14 protein-coding genes are annotated in these 15055 nt (G+C 69.7%); 13 read left to right on the top strand and 1 reads right to left on the bottom strand.

Going from position 1 to position 15055, the window contains the following annotated elements:
* The first annotated feature begins 90 nt into the window (after positions 1-90).
* The 9 genes from PY257_RS09105 to PY257_RS09065 all read left to right on the top strand — a co-directional run bounded on the left by PY257_RS09105 (position 91) and on the right by PY257_RS09065 (position 7952).
* Complete coding sequence (locus PY257_RS09105; protein WP_275741078.1) at positions 91-2406, top strand: heavy metal translocating P-type ATPase; 2316 nt, start codon at positions 91-93, stop codon at positions 2404-2406.
* Entirely contained in the window at positions 2407-2544 is a 138-nt protein-coding gene (gene ccoS / locus PY257_RS09100; RefSeq protein ID WP_275741048.1) for a cbb3-type cytochrome oxidase assembly protein CcoS, read from the top strand.
* A 68-nt stretch (positions 2545-2612) separates the two neighbouring features.
* Positions 2613-4052, top strand: coding sequence for a cytochrome-c oxidase, cbb3-type subunit I (ccoN, locus tag PY257_RS09095; protein WP_275741047.1), 1440 nt, complete (start codon positions 2613-2615; stop codon positions 4050-4052).
* Positions 4053-4070: 18 nt separating this feature from the next.
* Positions 4071-4700, top strand: a complete 630-nt coding sequence (ccoO, locus tag PY257_RS09090) for a cytochrome-c oxidase, cbb3-type subunit II (protein ID WP_275741046.1) — start codon at positions 4071-4073, stop codon at positions 4698-4700.
* Positions 4701-4727: 27 nt separating this feature from the next.
* Entirely contained in the window at positions 4728-4868 is a 141-nt protein-coding gene (locus PY257_RS09085) for a cbb3-type cytochrome oxidase subunit 3 (protein ID WP_275741045.1), read from the top strand.
* 22 nt (positions 4869-4890) lie between these two features.
* A complete protein-coding gene (gene ccoP, locus PY257_RS09080) occupies positions 4891-5805 on the top strand; it encodes a cytochrome-c oxidase, cbb3-type subunit III (protein ID WP_275741044.1) in 915 nt (304 codons plus the stop codon).
* Positions 5806-5817: 12 nt separating this feature from the next.
* Entirely contained in the window at positions 5818-7284 is a 1467-nt protein-coding gene (ccoG, locus tag PY257_RS09075; protein WP_419095682.1) for a cytochrome c oxidase accessory protein CcoG, read from the top strand.
* A gap of 20 nt (positions 7285-7304) precedes the next feature.
* Positions 7305-7598 (top strand): FixH family protein, encoded by a 294-nt coding sequence (locus tag PY257_RS09070; RefSeq protein WP_275741042.1) that lies wholly within the window; start codon positions 7305-7307, stop codon positions 7596-7598.
* Between the two features lie 63 nt (positions 7599-7661).
* Positions 7662-7952: a hypothetical protein gene (locus PY257_RS09065; protein WP_275741041.1), complete on the top strand. Its 291-nt coding sequence runs from the start codon at positions 7662-7664 to the stop codon at positions 7950-7952.
* Between the two features lie 99 nt (positions 7953-8051).
* Here PY257_RS09065 and fnr read toward each other — a convergent pair whose 3' ends face one another.
* Positions 8052-8771 (bottom strand): fumarate/nitrate reduction transcriptional regulator Fnr, encoded by a 720-nt coding sequence (gene fnr, locus PY257_RS09060; RefSeq protein WP_275741077.1) that lies wholly within the window; start codon positions 8769-8771, stop codon positions 8052-8054.
* A 193-nt stretch (positions 8772-8964) separates the two neighbouring features.
* On the opposite strand from fnr, the gene hemN reads away from it, so the two are divergent.
* From hemN to PY257_RS09040, 4 genes are all read left to right on the top strand, one after another.
* Positions 8965-10347, top strand: coding sequence for an oxygen-independent coproporphyrinogen III oxidase (gene hemN / locus PY257_RS09055; protein WP_275741040.1), 1383 nt, complete (start codon positions 8965-8967; stop codon positions 10345-10347).
* Between the two features lie 3 nt (positions 10348-10350).
* Entirely contained in the window at positions 10351-11031 is a 681-nt protein-coding gene (locus PY257_RS09050; RefSeq protein WP_275741039.1) for a sulfite exporter TauE/SafE family protein, read from the top strand.
* Between the two features lie 300 nt (positions 11032-11331).
* On the top strand, positions 11332-12624 hold the full coding sequence (locus PY257_RS09045) for a cyclic di-GMP phosphodiesterase (RefSeq protein ID WP_275741038.1): 1293 nt from the start codon (positions 11332-11334) through the stop codon (positions 12622-12624).
* On the top strand, positions 12621-15044 hold the full coding sequence (locus PY257_RS09040; RefSeq protein ID WP_275741037.1) for a sensor domain-containing protein: 2424 nt from the start codon (positions 12621-12623) through the stop codon (positions 15042-15044). Before PY257_RS09045 ends, PY257_RS09040 begins: the two co-directional genes overlap by 4 nt.
* Positions 15045-15055 lie beyond the last annotated feature (11 nt).

Below are 15055 nucleotides of genomic sequence, written 5' to 3'. Positions count from 1 at the left end.
TAGGTCAACACGGGCCAGTGCCGTGGCCGCTAGTCTCGCACAGTGACCACGACCGCCCTGACTTCCGCCGCGCCGCGCGCGTCCGCCGCCATGCCCGGTTTCGCGCCGGACGCGGCGCTCGGCCTGCTCGACGATCCGCAGGAATGGCCCGCGTTCGGGCGCCCCTGCACCGTGGAGGGCGGCGGCGCGAAGGGCGCGCAAGAGGGCGCCTGGGAGTCGCAGGTGGTGCTCGAAGGCATGCACTGCGCCGCCTGCGCGCTGACCATCGAGCGCGCCCTCGCCGGCGTGCCCGGCGTGCTGCGCGCCGACGTGAACGCCGCCACGCGGCGCGCGCGCGTGGTCTGGCGGCCCGGCGCGGTGCTGCCCTCGCGCTGGATGGCCGCCGTGGCGCAGGCGGGCTACCGCGCGCTGCCGGCGGCCGACGCCTTCATGCGCGAGCGCCGGCGGCAGGAGGCGCGGCGCGCGCTGTGGCGTTGGCTGGTCGCGGGCCTGTGCATGATGCAGGTGATGATGTACGCCGTGCCCGCCTACGTGGCCGCGCCCGGCGACATGGCGCCCGACATGGTGCAGCTATTGCGCTGGGCTTCGTGGGTGCTCACGCTGCCGGTCGTGTTCTTCTGCTGCGGGCCGTTCTTCGCCAGCGCCTGGCGCGGCCTCTGGCAGCGCCGCGTGAGCATGGACCTGCCGGTGGCGCTGGGCATGGCCATCACCTTCGTCGTCAGTACGGCGGGCACCTTCGACCCCATGGGGCCGCTGGGACACGAGGTGTACTTCGACTCACTGACGATGTTCGTCTTCTTCCTGCTCACGGGCCGCTGGCTGGAGCTGCGCCTGCGCGACCGCACCGCCGGGGCGCTCGACGCGCTCATGAACCGCCTGCCGCAGAGCGTGGAGCGGCGGCGCGCGGACGGCGGCTTCGAGCGCGTGGCCGTGCGCCGCCTGGCCGTGGGCGACGTGGTGCGTGTGCTGCCGGGCGAGGCCTTCCCCGCCGACGGCACGGTGGTGCAGGGCAGCACGCTGGCCGACGAGGCGCTGCTCACGGGCGAATCCGCGCCCGTGGCGCGGGCCGAAGGCGGCATGGTCACCGCCGGCAGCCACAACCTGCAGTCGGCGGTGCAGGTGCGCGTGGAGCGCGTCGGCGACGCGACGCGGTTCGCGCAGATCGTCGCGCTCATGGAAAGCGCGTCGCTCGACAAGCCCCGGCTCGCACGGCTGGCCGACCGCATCGCCACGCCGTTCCTGCTGGCGGTGATCGTCGCGGGCGTGCTGGCCGGCGCGTGGTGGTGGCCGCAGGACCATGGCCGCGCGCTGATGGTGGCGGTGGCCGTGTTCGTCGTCACCTGCCCGTGCGCGCTGTCGCTGGCCACGCCCGTGGCCATGCTGGCCGCCGCCGGCACGCTGGCGCGCAGCGGCGTGCTGGTGCGCGATCTGCAGGCGCTGGAGGCACTGGCGGGCATCGACACCGTGGTGTTCGACAAGACCGGCACGCTCACCCACGACGGCCTGGCGCTGCGGGCGGTGCATGCCGTGCGCGGCGGCTGCTCCGGCGCCGATGCGCATGCCCTGGCCGCCGCCGTGGCGCGGCATTCGCTGCACCCGGTGGCGCGCGCGCTGGCCGCGGGCGTGCCCGCCGATGCGCTGGCGCGCTGGCAGGTGGGCGCGGTGCGCGAGGAGGCCGGCCAGGGCCTGTGCGCCGAGGTGCGCGGTACGCAAGCCGCCCAGGGGCCGCTGGCCGTGCGGCTGGGCTCGCCCCGGTATTGCGGCGTGGGTGGCGCGGATGGCATGGCGCATGCGCAGCCGCAGGAAGGCCCGCGCGCCTGCCTGGCCGATGCCGACGGCCCCATCGCGTTCTTCGACATCGGCGAAAGCGTGCGCGGCGACGCGCACGCCGCCGTGGCCGCGCTGGCGCGCGAGGCGGTGGCCGTGGAACTGCTGTCGGGCGACCGGCCCGAGGCTGCGCGGCGCGTGGCCGCGCAGGCCGGCATCGCCCATGCGCGGGGCGGCTGCACGCCGCAGGACAAGCTGGCCTTCGTGCATGCCGCGCAGGCCCGGGGGCGCCGCGTCGCCATGGTGGGCGACGGCATGAACGACGGGCCCGTCATCGCCGGGGCCGACGTGTCGTTCGCGTTCGGCAACGCCGTGCCGCTGGCGCAGGCGCGCGCCGACTTCGTGGTGCTGGGCGCGCAGTTGCGGCGCATTCCGCAGGCCGTGGCGCTGGCGCGCCGCACCCTGCGCGTGGTGCGGCAGAACCTGCTCTGGGCCGCGCTCTACAACGCGGTCTGCGTGCCGCTGGCGGTGGCGGGCTGGCTGCCCGCGTGGCTGGCGGGACTGGGCATGGCGGCCAGCTCGCTGCTCGTGGTGCTCAACGCCGCGCGCCTGGCGCGGCCCCTGCCGGAAACCCCCTGAATGGACATCCTCTTCCTGCTCATCCCGCTGTCGGTCGCGCTCGTGCTGCTGATCCTGGGCGGCCTCTGGTGGGCCGTGTACCACGGCCAGTTCGAGGGCGTGGAGCAGGAGGGCGAGCGCATTTTGCGCGACGATTGATATGCGTCAACACGCCCGCGGGGTCGCGCCGCGACACTGGCATTGCAATATAGAGGTAGAGGTACACGATGAATTTTCCAAGTACGCAGGCCGCTGAATACAACGACACCGTCGTGCGGCAGTTCTCGATCATGGCCGTGGTATGGGGCGTGGTCGGCATGCTGGTCGGCGTGGTCATCGCCTCGCAGCTCGCCTGGCCCGATCTCAACCTCGGCATTCCCTGGCTCAGCTACGGGCGCCTGCGCCCGCTGCACACCAACGCGGTGATCTTCGCCTTCGGCGGCAGCACGCTGTTCGCCACCAGCTACTGGGTGGTGCAGCGCACGTCGCAGGTGCGGCTGTTCGCGGCGCCCCTGGCCGCCTTCACGTTCTGGGGCTGGCAGGCCGTCATCGTGGCCGCCGCCGTCAGTCTGCCCCTGGGCTACACCACGGGCAAGGAATACGCCGAGCTGGAATGGCCCATCGACATCCTGATCACCCTGGTCTGGGTGGCCTACGCCGTCGTGTTCTTCGGCACCATCGGCATCCGCCGCGTGCGCCACATCTACGTGGCCAACTGGTTCTACGGCGCCTTCATCATCGCCGTGGCGCTGCTGCACGTCGTCAACAGCGCCGAGGTGCCGGCGGGCTGGATGAAGAGCTACTCGGCCTACGCCGGCGTGCAGGACGCCATGGTGCAGTGGTGGTACGGCCACAACGCCGTGGGCTTCTTCCTCACCGCGGGATTCCTGGGGATCATGTACTACTTCATCCCCAAGCAGGCCGAGCGGCCCATCTACAGCTACCGGCTGTCCATCGTCCACTTCTGGGCGCTGATCTTCACCTACATGTGGGCCGGCCCGCACCACCTGCACTACACCGCGCTGCCGGACTGGACGCAGTCGCTCGGCATGGTGTTCTCGCTGATCCTGCTGGCACCCTCGTGGGGCGGCATGATCAACGGCATCATGACCCTCTCGGGTGCCTGGCACAAGCTGCGCGACGACCCGATCCTGCGCTTCCTGATCGTCTCGCTGTCGTTCTACGGCATGAGCACGTTCGAGGGCCCGATGATGTCCATCAAGACCGTCAACGCGCTCAGCCACTACACCGACTGGACCGTCGGCCACGTGCATTCGGGCGCGCTGGGCTGGGTGGGGCTGATCTCGATGGGCTCGCTCTACTACCTGATCCCGCGCCTGTTCGGCCAGAAGAAGATGTATTCGGTGCCTGCCATCGAGCTGCACTTCTGGACCGCCACCATCGGCATCGTGCTCTACATCGCCGCCATGTGGATCGCCGGCGTCATGCAGGGCCTGATGTGGCGCGCCATCAACCCCGACGGCACGCTGACCTACACCTTCGTCGAAGGCGTGAAGGCCACCTATCCGTTCTACGTGATCCGCGTGCTCGGAGGCCTGCTGTACCTCGGCGGCATGCTGGTCATGGCCTGGAACGTGTGGATGACGGCCATCTCGGGCCGCTCGGTCAACGCGCCCATCCCCGCCGTCAACCCGGCCCATGCATGAGAAGAAGAGGTGCACACGATGAGTGACCACAACCAAACCACCGCCGGCTTCAGCCACGAGAAGGTGGAGACCAGCAACTTCCTGATGATCCTGCTGATCCTGCTCGTGGTGGCCGTGGGCGGGCTGGTGGAGATCGTTCCGCTGTTCTTCCAGAAATCCACCACCGAGCCGGTGACGGGGGTGCAGCCCTACACCGCCCTGCAGCTCGCCGGCAGGGACGTGTACCTGCGCGAGGGCTGCTACAACTGCCACTCGCAGATGATCCGCCCGTTTCGCGCCGAGACGCTGCGCTACGGCCACTACTCGGTGGCCGGCGAATTCGTCTACGACCACCCGTTCCAGTGGGGCAGCAAGCGCACCGGCCCCGACCTGGCGCGCGTGGGCGGCAAGTACAGCGACGAGTGGCACCGCATCCACCTGAACAACCCGCGCGACGTGGTGCCCGAATCCAACATGCCGGCCTACGTCTGGCTGGAGAAGTCGCAGCTCGACCCGGCGGCGCTGGCCCCGCGCATGAAGGCGCTGCGCACGGTGGGCGTGCCCTACACCGACGCGCAGATCGCCGGCGCCGCCGACGAGGTGAAGGGCAAGACCGAGATGGACGCCGTGGTGGCGTACCTGCAATCGCTGGGCCTGGCGCTCAAGTAGCAGCCGGCATACAAGGAGTCGCAAGCGATGGACATCACCTTCCTGCGCGTGGCCGCCACGGTCGTGAGCTTCGCCACCTTCCTCGGCATCGTGGCCTGGGCCTATTCGCGCCGCAACGCCGAGCGCTTCCGCGAAGCGGCGCAACTGCCCTTCGAACAACAAGACTGACCCCCTCACCGGAAACCTCCCCATGAGTGACTTCAACAACCCCTTCTGGTCGGTCTACGTGGCCGCCCTGGCGCTGGTTGGCATCGCCGGTTGCCTGATCCTGCTGTGGGTCACGGCGCGCAAGAAAGTGTCCGCCGGCGCGGACAACACCACGGGCCACGTCTGGGACGAGGACCTGCGCGAGATGAACAACCCGCTGCCGCTCTGGTGGGTAGGTCTGTTCGTCATCACCATCGTGTTCGGCCTGGGCTACCTCGTGGCCTACCCGGGCCTGGGCAGCTTCGCCGGCAAGCTCGGCTGGAGCACGCGCGACGAGTACCAGAGCGAGATCGACAAGGCTGACCGCGAACTGGCGCCGCTCTATGCGCGCTTCCAGTCCATGACGCCCGAGGCCATCGCCGCCGACCCGCAGGCCATGGCCGTCGGCGAGCGCCTGTTCATGAACAACTGCGCCCAGTGCCACGGCTCCGACGCGCGCGGCAGCAAGGGCTTCCCCAACCTGGCCGACCACGACTGGCTCTACGGCGGCGCGCCCGACACCATCCGCGAGACCATCACCAAGGGCCGCAACGGCACCATGCCGCCCATGGCCGCCGCCGTGGGCGCGTCCGACGACGTGAAGAACGTCGCCAACTACGTGCTGAGCCTCTCGGGCAGCCCGCACGATTCGCTGCGCGCCTCGCTGGGCAAGCCCAAGTTCATCGCCTGCGCCGCCTGCCACGGCATCGACGGCAAGGGCAATCAGGCCCTGGGCGCGCCCAACCTCACCGACGACATCTGGCTGCACGGCTGGGGCGAGGGCGCCATCATGGCCATGGTCAACAACGGCAAGATGAGCCACATGCCGACCCAGGAAGGCAAGCTCACGCCCGCGCAGATCCAGGTGCTGGCCTCTTACGTGTGGAGCCTGTCCAACAAGCCGGGAGCCGTGCAGTAGCACGCCCCCGGCATGCCCCCCGCAGCCAGGAGCCAGCCCGTGAAGCCAGCCGCATCCACCGCCCGCAAGACCATTCCCATCGTGCCCGACACCGGGGGCGGGGGGGAGGGCGAGTCGCTCTACGCGGCGCAGAAGACCATCCACCCGCGCGCCATCGCCGGGCGCTTCGCGCACTGGCGCCTGGCCCTCGTCGTGCTGACGCAACTGGTCTTCTACGGCCTGCCGTGGCTCGAATGGGGCCAGCGCCAGATGGTGCTGTTCGACCTGGGCGCGCGCCGCTTCTACCTGTTCGGCTGGGTGCTCTACCCGCAGGACTTCATCTACCTCACGGGCCTGCTGGTGGTATCGGCCCTGTCGCTGTTCCTGTTCACCGCGGTGGCCGGGCGGCTGTGGTGCGGCTTCGCCTGCCCGCAGACGGTCTACACCGAGATCTTCCTGTGGATCGAGCACCACGTGGAGGGCGACCGCTCGGCGCGGCTGCGGCTGGAGGCGTCGCCGTGGACGCGCGAGAAAATCACCAAGAAGTCGCTCAAGCACCTGCTCTGGCTCGCCATCGCGCTGTGGACGGGCTTCACCTTCGTGGGCTACTTCGTGCCGATACGCGAACTCGGCGCCGGCATCCTGCACGGCGCCATCGGCGGCTGGGCCGTGTTCTGGGTGCTGTTCTACGCCTTCGCCACCTACGGCAACGCCGGCTTCATGCGCGAGCAGGTCTGCAAGTACATGTGCCCCTACGCGCGCTTCCAGAGCGCGATGTTCGACCGCGACACGCTCATCGTCCAGTACGACGGCCAGCGTGGCGAGCCGCGCGGCCCGCGCAGCAAGAGCGCCGACCCGGCGGCCTTGCAACTGGGCGCCTGCATCGACTGCACGCTGTGCGTGCAGGTCTGCCCCACGGGCATCGACATCCGCGACGGCCTGCAATACGAATGCATCGGCTGCGGCCTGTGCATCGACGCCTGCAACGGCGTGATGGACAAGATGCACTACCCGCGCGGGCTGATCCGCCTGGCCACCCAGAACGGCATGGCCGGGCGCTGGAGTTCGGCGCGCATGCTGCGCCGCGTGCTGCGACCCCGCGTGCTGGTCTACGCCACCGTGCTTGCGGCGCTGTGCGTGGCGCTGCTGGGCAGCCTGGCGCTGCGCACGCCGCTGAAGGTGGACGTGGTGCGCGACCGCGCCGCGCTCTCGCGCATCGTGGCCGGCGGCAGGCTGGAGAACGTCTACCGCCTGCAGATCATGAATGCGACCGAGGTGCCGCAGGTCTACCGCATCGCTGCCCGCGGCATCGAGGGCCTGGCCGTGGCCTCGGATGAGCGCGTGGAGGTCGCCCCCGCCGAGTCGCGCTGGGTGGCCGTGCGTCTGCAGATTCCCTATGGCGCGGTGGAGCCCGGCTCGCACACCGTGTATTTCGACATCCAGGCCGAAGGGCAGGCCGCCCACGTGGCGGAGAAGTCCGTGTTCCTGGTGCCCCGCTGACCCAACGAAGAGGCTCCCCCATGTCCCCCACGCCATCCCCATCCGCCGCCCCGGTCGCCGCGCTGCCCTGGTGGAAATACGGCCATGTGTGGCTGCTCATTTCCGGCCCCGCCGCAGTGGTGGTCGCGGGCATCCTGACCGCGTGGATCGCCGTCACCCGCGGCGACCCGGTGGTGGACGAGGACTACTACCGCAAGGGCATCGAGATCAACCGCACGCTGGCGGCGGAGCACGCGCGCAGCCTGGCGCCGGCCCTGCAGGCCCGCAACCATGCCGCCACGCCCACGCCCGACCTGCCCGCGCCCAGGCCGTAGCGGCCACATGGCATTGGCATATGGGGCCGGGTGCCCACGGATGAAAAGAGAAGGAGGCAAGCGATGAGGATCAACCGACTGATGTGGGTCGCATGGCCCGCGTTCCTGATGGCCGGCGTGCTGGAGATGCTGGTGTTCGCGCTGGTCGATCCGCAGGACCTGCACTGGCGCGGCCAGCCGCTGGGCTGGTCGCGCGATACGGTCTATGCGCTGGCGTTTTTCGTCTTCTGGGCCGTGGCCATGGCGTCGAGCGCGCTGACGACGCTGCTGTCGCTCTCGCCGTTCGAGCTCAACCGCTGCCCGGTGCCGCCCGGCGAGCGCCCCGGCGATTGCAGCCGCAACCATCGTGCATGATACTCCTGGGGAGTATATGGCTGATTGTGGCTATTTTCCGGCGGTGGCGGCATGGTAGCAGGGGGAGTATATTGCCGGCGCCTGGGGCGCAAGGGCCGCTCAGTGGTGGACTTGCGGGTTGACGATGCGCTTGAGCGCGTCGGTGTCGATGATGCGCACGTGGCGCTGCTTGACCTCGACGGTGCCTTCCTCGACGAACTTCGAGAACGTGCGGCTCACGGTTTCGAGCTTCAGGCCCAGGTAGCTGCCGATCTCCTCGCGCGTCATGCGCAGGATCAGCTCCGACTGCGAGAAGCCGCGCGCGTGCAGCCGCTGCACCAGGTTGAGCAGGAAGGCGGCCAGCCGCTCCTCGGCGCGCATGCTGCCCAGCAGCAGCATCACGCCGTGCTCGCGCACGATCTCGCGGCTCATGATCTTGTGCACGTGGTGCTGCAGGGCGTTGACCTCGCGCGACAGTTCCTCGATGCGGTCGAAGGGCATCACGCAGACCTCGGCATCCTCCAGCGCCACGGCGTCGCAGGTGTGGTGGTCGTTCACGATGCCGTCGAGGCCAATGATCTCGCCGGCCATCTGGAAGCCCGTCACCTGGTCGCGCCCGTCCTCGGTGGCCACGCAAGTCTTGAAGAAGCCGGTGCGGATGGCATAGAGCGAGGCGAACTTCTCGCCATTGCGAAACAGCGTGCCGCCGCGCTTGACCTTGCGGCGCGTGGCCACCACCTCGTCGATGCGGTCCAGCTCGGCGGGCTTGAGCCCCACGGGCATGCACAGCTCGCGCAGGTTGCAGTTGGAGCAGGCGACCTTGATGGTCTGCGGCGTCATGCGGTGCTGGCCGGCTGCCGCATCGGCACTGATCGGGATGTTTCTGGCTTCTTGCATCATGGCTCCTGCTCTCATGAAGTCTGTGACATGGGTCAAATTGTGACCCCGGGGCCGATTCTCGCGCTTGATGCGGATCAAGCAAGGGATGTGGCATTCACGGCACAGTAGCGCCATGCACCAAGGAGCCCCGACGATGAATGCCGTGCCACTCGATCTGTTGCGCCGCTTCGATGTGTCGGGGCCCCGCTACACATCCTACCCCACGGCCGACCGCTTCGTCGAAGCATTCCGCGGCGACGAGTATGTGCAGGCCCTCCAGCAGCGGCGCGTGGGCCCCCTGGGCAAGACGCAGCCGCTTTCGCTCTACGTGCACATACCGTTTTGCGAGTCGCTGTGCTACTACTGCGCGTGCAACAAGATCATCACGAAGCACCACGACCGCGCCGACGCCTACCTGCGCTACCTGGGCCGCGAGATCGACCTGCACACGGCGCACTGCGGCACGGGCCAGGTCGCGAGCCAGTTGCACCTGGGCGGCGGCAGCCCCACGTTCCTCGACGACGACGGCCTGCGCGAGCTGATGGCCATCCTGCGCCGCAGCTTCAGCTTCGTGCCCGGCGGCGAGTACTCCATCGAGATCGATCCGCGCACGGTGGACGCCGCGCGCCTGGCCGTGCTCGCCGAGCTGGGCTTCAACCGCCTGAGCTTCGGCGTGCAGGACTTCGACCCCGCCGTGCAGAAGGCGGTGCACCGCGTGCAGCCGGCCGCGCAGGTGTTCGACCTGATGGACGCAGCACGCGCGCTGGGCTTCGAATCCATCAACGTGGACCTGATCTACGGCCTGCCGCGGCAGACGCCCGAGTCGTTCGACCGCACGCTCGCCCAGGTGGCCCGGCTGCGGCCCGACCGCATTGCGCTGTACGCCTACGCGCACCTGCCCGAGCGCTTCAAGCCGCAGCGGCGCATTGCCAGCGCCGAGCTGCCGGGCGCCGCTGCCAAGGTGGCCATGCTGTCGCAGTCGCTGGAGGCGTTCTCCGACGCGGGCTACGTGTACGTGGGCATGGACCACTTCGCGCTGCCGGGCGACGCGCTGGCCGTGGCCAAGCGCCAGGGCCGGCTGCACCGCAACTTCCAGGGCTACAGCACCCAGCCCGACTGCGACCTGATCGGCCTGGGCGTCTCGGCCATCGGCCGCGTGGGCAGCACGTACAGCCAGAACACCAAGACGCTGGAGGAGTACTACGACCTGCTCGACCAGGGCCGCCTGCCGGTGGTGCGCGGCCTGGCGCTCTCGCGCGACGACCTGGTGCGCCGGGCCGTCATCATGGCCATCATGTGCCAGGGGCAACTGGTGTTCGAGTCCATCGATCTGGCCTGGCTGATCGATTTCCGCAGCTACTTCGCCGCCGAGCTGGAGGCGCTGCGTGCGCTGGAAGGGCAGGGGCTGGTGCAGTTAGACGACAGCGGCATCGAGGTCACGGAGACGGGTTGGTACTTCGTGCGCGCGATCGCCATGGTGTTCGACCGCTACCTGCAGGCCGACCGCAACCGCGCGCGGTTCTCCAGGATCATCTGACCCATGCTCCTCACGCTCGCGGCCACGGCCTTCCTCATGGGCCTTGCGGGCGGCGTCCACTGCGCGGCCATGTGCGGGGCCCCGTGCGCGGGGGTGAGCCGGTTTCCCGCCGCGGGCGCCGCCGCCTGGCGGCGCATGGCCTGCTTCCAGGCCGGGCGGGCCGTGGGCTATGCGGCGCTGGGCGCGCTGGCGGCCACCGCCGTCCAGGGCCTCGCCTGGGTCAGCGCGCAGACGGGCGCGCTGCGCCCGCTGTGGACGCTCATGCATGTCGCCGTGCTGGCCTGGGGCCTGCTGCTGGTCCTGCGGGCCCGCCAGCCGGCCTGGGTGGACCAGGCCGGGCAGCGCCTGTGGCGGCGCCTGCAGCCTTGGATTCAGGCGCCAGGAGGCATTTTCGCAACAGGTGCGCTGTGGGCGCTGATGCCCTGCGGACTGCTGTATTCGGCCCTGCTGGTGGCGTCGCTGGGGGGCGATGCGGTGGGCGGCGCGGTGGCGATGGCCCTGTTCGCGGCGGGCAGCGGCCTGTGGCTTTGCGCTGGGCCGTGGCTCTGGACGCGGCTGCGTTCGCGCCTCGACGGCATGCGCCGGGACTGGGGGACGCGCGCGGGCGGCGCGGTTCTGTGCGGCATGGCGGCGTGGTCGCTCTGGGCCGACGTGGTGCATCGAACTCCGCTTTGGTGTCTTTGATCCTAGAAACGGCAGTTGACCGCTTCGTATCCCTTGCCAGGCCGCATGAAATCGAGCGTTGACGGCTTCGATCGCGTTCACCTCGTGGGTGAGAGCGCTATGCACCTGCCAGCACCGCGCTCGGCGCGCCATGCGGCGTTGCTCCTCCTTGCGGGCAGTAGCCCGCCGCGTCGTCGCGCCTTGCCTGGCACCCCGATCACGGCACCGGCAGGCGCATCCAACTGCCGTTTCTAGGTTGATTGCCCCCATAATCAGCCAAGACGCACCACGCATCACGCAGAAGAAACCCCGCCGGTCTCCATGGAAGAAAGTCCATCGCGCGTTATCGACATCCAGCAGTTGCGTAAAGGCATGTTCGTCCAGCTCGATCTCGGATGGATGGAGCATCCCTTCGCGCTGAACAGCTTCAAGATAGTGACGGACGAGCAACTGCAGACGCTGCGCGGCCTGGGGCTGCGCCAGATCCGTTACTTCCCCGACAAGAGCGATGCCGCGGCCACGGTGCCCGGCGATGAAGCCTCGCCCCCCGACGGCGGGCCGCGCGGCGCTTCCTCTGCGGCGCAGCCCGGGCTCGACCCATTGCTGCGCCCGCAGCTCGCCAGCCTGCTGGAAGCGCAGGAGCGCAGCCTGCTGCAGTGCGAGCGCAGCTTCCTCGAGGCCACGCGCCAGTTCCGCCGCGTGGCCGAGCTGGTACGCCCCCAGCCCGAGGATGCCCGGGCGGTCAGCGAACGGCTCGTTTCCCGGTGCATCGGCGAAATGCTGTCCAACGGCGAATCGGTCATCCGGCTGCTGTCCGAAGGCGCGGGCGAGCGCAACGCCATGCATTCGGTCAACGTCATGGTCATCTGCCTGCTGCTCGGCAAGACACTGGGCATGGAGGGCGACGACCTCACCCAGCTCGGCATGGCCGCGCTGCTGCACGACCTGGGCAAGATGGAGCTGCCCGACCGGGTGCGCTTCTACGACGAATACCTCTGCGCCGCGGAGCTGAAGGTCTACCAGGAGCACGTCGGCCATTCGCTGGCCTTCGGGCGCCAGATGGGGCTCGCGCCCGTCGCGCTCGACGCCATCGGCCAGCACCACGAGATGGTGGACGGCAGCGGCTTTCCGCGCCAGCTCAAGATGGACGCCCTGAGCCCCGCGGGCAAGATACTCGGGCTGGTGAACCGCTACGACAACCTGTGCAATCCCGCGCGCGCGGCCATGGCGCTCACGCCGCATGAGGCGCTGTCGGTGATCTTCGCGCAGATGAAGCTGCGCTTCGACAGCGTGGCGCTCGGCGCGTTCATCCGCATGATGGGCATCTACCCGCCGGGCTCGGTCGTGCAACTGGTCAACGACTGCTTCGCGCTCGTGGTCTCGGTCAACTCCTCGCGCCCCCTGCGCCCCAAGGTCATCGTCTACGAGCCCCGCGTGCCGAAAGAAGAGGCGCTGGTACTCGACCTGGAAAACACGCCCGAACTCGGCATCCGCCGCAGCCTCAAGCCCGTGCAACTGCCCAAGGCCGCGCTCGACTACCTGTCGCCGCGCCAGCGCATCTGCTATTTCTTCGAGAGGGCGGTGGACCCCCAGCCACCCGAGGACACCTCGTGACGTTCGCGCTTTCGGGGCCACTCGTGGAGGGGCTGCTCGAAGCGGTTGTCATGGTCGACGCGCAGAGCCTGCGCATCCGTGCTGCCAACGCCGCCGCCGCGCGGCTCACGGGCCTGCCGCAGGGCGACCTGCCGGGTCTGCCCGTCGCCAGCCTGCTCGCCGCGCCCGAGGACGCCTTCTTCTGGGAAGAGGCCGCCGCAGGCCTGGCCGACACGCTGTACTCGTATTCGCAGCTCGTGCGCCCCGACGGCGAGGTCGTGTACGTGGAGCGGCGCGTCAGCCAGGCCGCGCTGGACGACGGCACGCCGGTCTTCCTGCTGGCGATGACCGACCGCACCGAGCAGCAGCGCACCGAGGACGAGCTGGAAAAGCTCGTGTCCGAACTGCGCGCCACGCTCGATTCCACCGCCGACGGCATCCTCGTCTGCGGGCCCGACGGCGCGGTGCGCGGCTTCAACCAACGCTTCGCCGGCATCTGGGCCGTGCCGGCGGACCTGCTGCTGCGCCGCGACGACAGCGCACTGGCCGCGTTCCTGGCCAGCCGCGTCATCGACGCGCCGCGCTACCGGCAGCGGCTGGCCGAGATCGAGGCCGCCCCGGCGCTGGAGGCCACGGACGTGCTGGCCCTGCACGGCGGGCGGCTGGTGCAGCGGGTCACGCTGCCGCAGCGCAGCCGGGGCCGGCCCATCGGCCGCGTGTATTCGTTTCGCGACATCACCGAGGCCACGGCCGCCGAGGCCGGCCTGCGCCTGGCCGCCCAGGTGTTCGAATCAAGCCTGGACGCCATCTTCATCGCCGGCCCCGACCACCGCGTGCTGCAAGTCAACCCCGCGCTCGCCGCCCTGGTGGGCGAGGAGGCGCAGGCGCTGCTGCGGCGCGACGTGGCTCTGCTGGTGCGCCGCGCCGAGCCGGGCGACATCTACAGCGGCGCCGAGGCGGCCTGGAAGCACCATGGCTTCTGGGATGCCGAACTCCTGCTCGCCCGCGCCGACGGCAGCAGTTGCCCCGTGCACCTGTCGTGGGTGGCGTTGCGCGACGCCGATGGCGCGCTGACGCAGAGCGTCGGCTTCCTGCGCGACCTCACGCAGCAGCACGCCGCGCACCGCCGCATCGAGGAGCTGGCCTACACCGACGCGCTCACCGGCCTGCCCAACCGCACGCTGCTGTCGCAGCGCGTGGAGTTCGCCCTGCGCGTGGCGCAGCGCGAGGGTGCCTGCTTCGCCATGCTGTTCATGGACCTGGATCGTTTCAAGAACATCAACGACTCGCTCGGCCATGCGTTCGGCGACCGCGTGCTGCGCATGGTCGCCGCGCGCCTGCAGGGCGGGCTGCGCGAGGTCGACACGCTGTGCCGCCTGGGCGGCGATGAGTTCGTGATCCACCTGCACGGCGCCGATGCGCAGGCCGCCGAGACCGCGGCCCGCCGCATCCTCGACCAGATGCGCCCGCCGTTCGCGCTCGACGACGTCGAGTTCTCGCTGGGATGCAGCATCGGCATCGCGCTGTTCCCGCAGGACGGCCCCACGCTCGACGACCTGATCCGGCATGCCGACACGGCCATGTACCGCGTGAAGGACAGCGGGCGCAACAGCTTCGGCTTCTACCAGCCGCAGATGAACGCCAACCTGCTGCCGCGCATCAAGATGGAGCACGACCTGCACCGCGCGCTGGAACTGGGCCAGTTGCGGCTGCACTACCAGCCACAGCTCAGTCTGCGCACCAACCGCATCGTCGGCGTGGAGGCGCTGATCCGTTGGCATGACCCCGAGCGCGGCAACGTGCCGCCCGGCGAATTCATCCCGCTGGCCGAGGAGTCTGGCAGCATCGTTCCCATCGGGGCCTGGGTGCTGCAGGAAGCCGTGGGCCAGGCCGCGCGCTGGCTGCGGCAGGGCATGCCGGTGCCGGTATCGGTGAACGTGTCGGCGCTGCAGTTTCGCCAGAGCGACTTCGTGGACACCGTGGCCGTCGCCATCGCCATGGCCGAGCTGCCGCCCGAGTTGCTCGAACTGGAGCTGACCGAGTCCATCCTGATCCAGGACGCCAACGAGGTGCTCGAACGCCTGCGCTTGCTGGCCCAACTGGGCGTGCGGCTGTCCATCGACGACTTCGGCACCGGCTATTCGAGCCTGGCGTACCTGAAGCGCTTTCCGATCCACAAGCTCAAGATCGACCAGTCCTTCGTGCGCGGCCTGCCCGGCGACGCGGGCGACAGCGCCATCGTCAGCGCCATCGTGAGCATCGGCCGCGCGCTGCGCATGGACGTGATCGCCGAAGGCGTGGAGACCGAGGTGCAGCGCGACGCGCTGGTGGCGCTGGGCTGCAGCCGGTTCCAGGGTTTTCTGTGCGCTCCGGGCCTGCCTGCCGCGGAGTTCGAGCGGATGCTGCGCGCCATGCAGCGCGGGCACGATCAGCAGCAGTAGGAAGTGCTGGG

The sequence above is a fragment of the Curvibacter soli genome (assembly GCF_029211125.1).
Taxonomy (GTDB): Bacteria; Pseudomonadota; Gammaproteobacteria; order Burkholderiales; family Burkholderiaceae_C; genus Curvibacter_A; species Curvibacter_A soli.
Note: the sequence above shows the minus strand (reverse complement) of the source record. Positions and strands in the feature narration are given on the sequence as shown.

What these genes read in the sequence shown, in the direction of transcription:
- ccoS (WP_275741048.1), top strand. Translation starts at nt 2,407, where the DNA reads ATGGACATCCTCTTCCTGCTCATCCCGCTGTCGGTCGCGCTCGTGCTG.
- PY257_RS09105 (WP_275741078.1), top strand. Translation starts at nt 91, where the DNA reads ATGCCCGGTTTCGCGCCGGACGCGGCGCTCGGCCTGCTCGACGATCCG.
- ccoN (WP_275741047.1), top strand. Translation starts at nt 2,613, where the DNA reads ATGAATTTTCCAAGTACGCAGGCCGCTGAATACAACGACACCGTCGTG.
- PY257_RS09050 (WP_275741039.1), top strand. Translation starts at nt 10,351, where the DNA reads ATGCTCCTCACGCTCGCGGCCACGGCCTTCCTCATGGGCCTTGCGGGC.
- PY257_RS09085 (WP_275741045.1), top strand. Translation starts at nt 4,728, where the DNA reads ATGGACATCACCTTCCTGCGCGTGGCCGCCACGGTCGTGAGCTTCGCC.
- hemN (WP_275741040.1), top strand. Translation starts at nt 8,965, where the DNA reads ATGAATGCCGTGCCACTCGATCTGTTGCGCCGCTTCGATGTGTCGGGG.
- ccoG (WP_419095682.1), top strand. Translation starts at nt 5,818, where the DNA reads ATGCCCCCCGCAGCCAGGAGCCAGCCCGTGAAGCCAGCCGCATCCACC.
- PY257_RS09045 (WP_275741038.1), top strand. Translation starts at nt 11,332, where the DNA reads ATGGAAGAAAGTCCATCGCGCGTTATCGACATCCAGCAGTTGCGTAAA.
- PY257_RS09070 (WP_275741042.1), top strand. Translation starts at nt 7,305, where the DNA reads ATGTCCCCCACGCCATCCCCATCCGCCGCCCCGGTCGCCGCGCTGCCC.
- PY257_RS09065 (WP_275741041.1), top strand. Translation starts at nt 7,662, where the DNA reads ATGAGGATCAACCGACTGATGTGGGTCGCATGGCCCGCGTTCCTGATG.
- ccoO (WP_275741046.1), top strand. Translation starts at nt 4,071, where the DNA reads ATGAGTGACCACAACCAAACCACCGCCGGCTTCAGCCACGAGAAGGTG.
- ccoP (WP_275741044.1), top strand. Translation starts at nt 4,891, where the DNA reads ATGAGTGACTTCAACAACCCCTTCTGGTCGGTCTACGTGGCCGCCCTG.
- fnr (WP_275741077.1), bottom strand. Translation starts at nt 8,771, where the DNA reads ATGACGCCGCAGACCATCAAGGTCGCCTGCTCCAACTGCAACCTGCGC.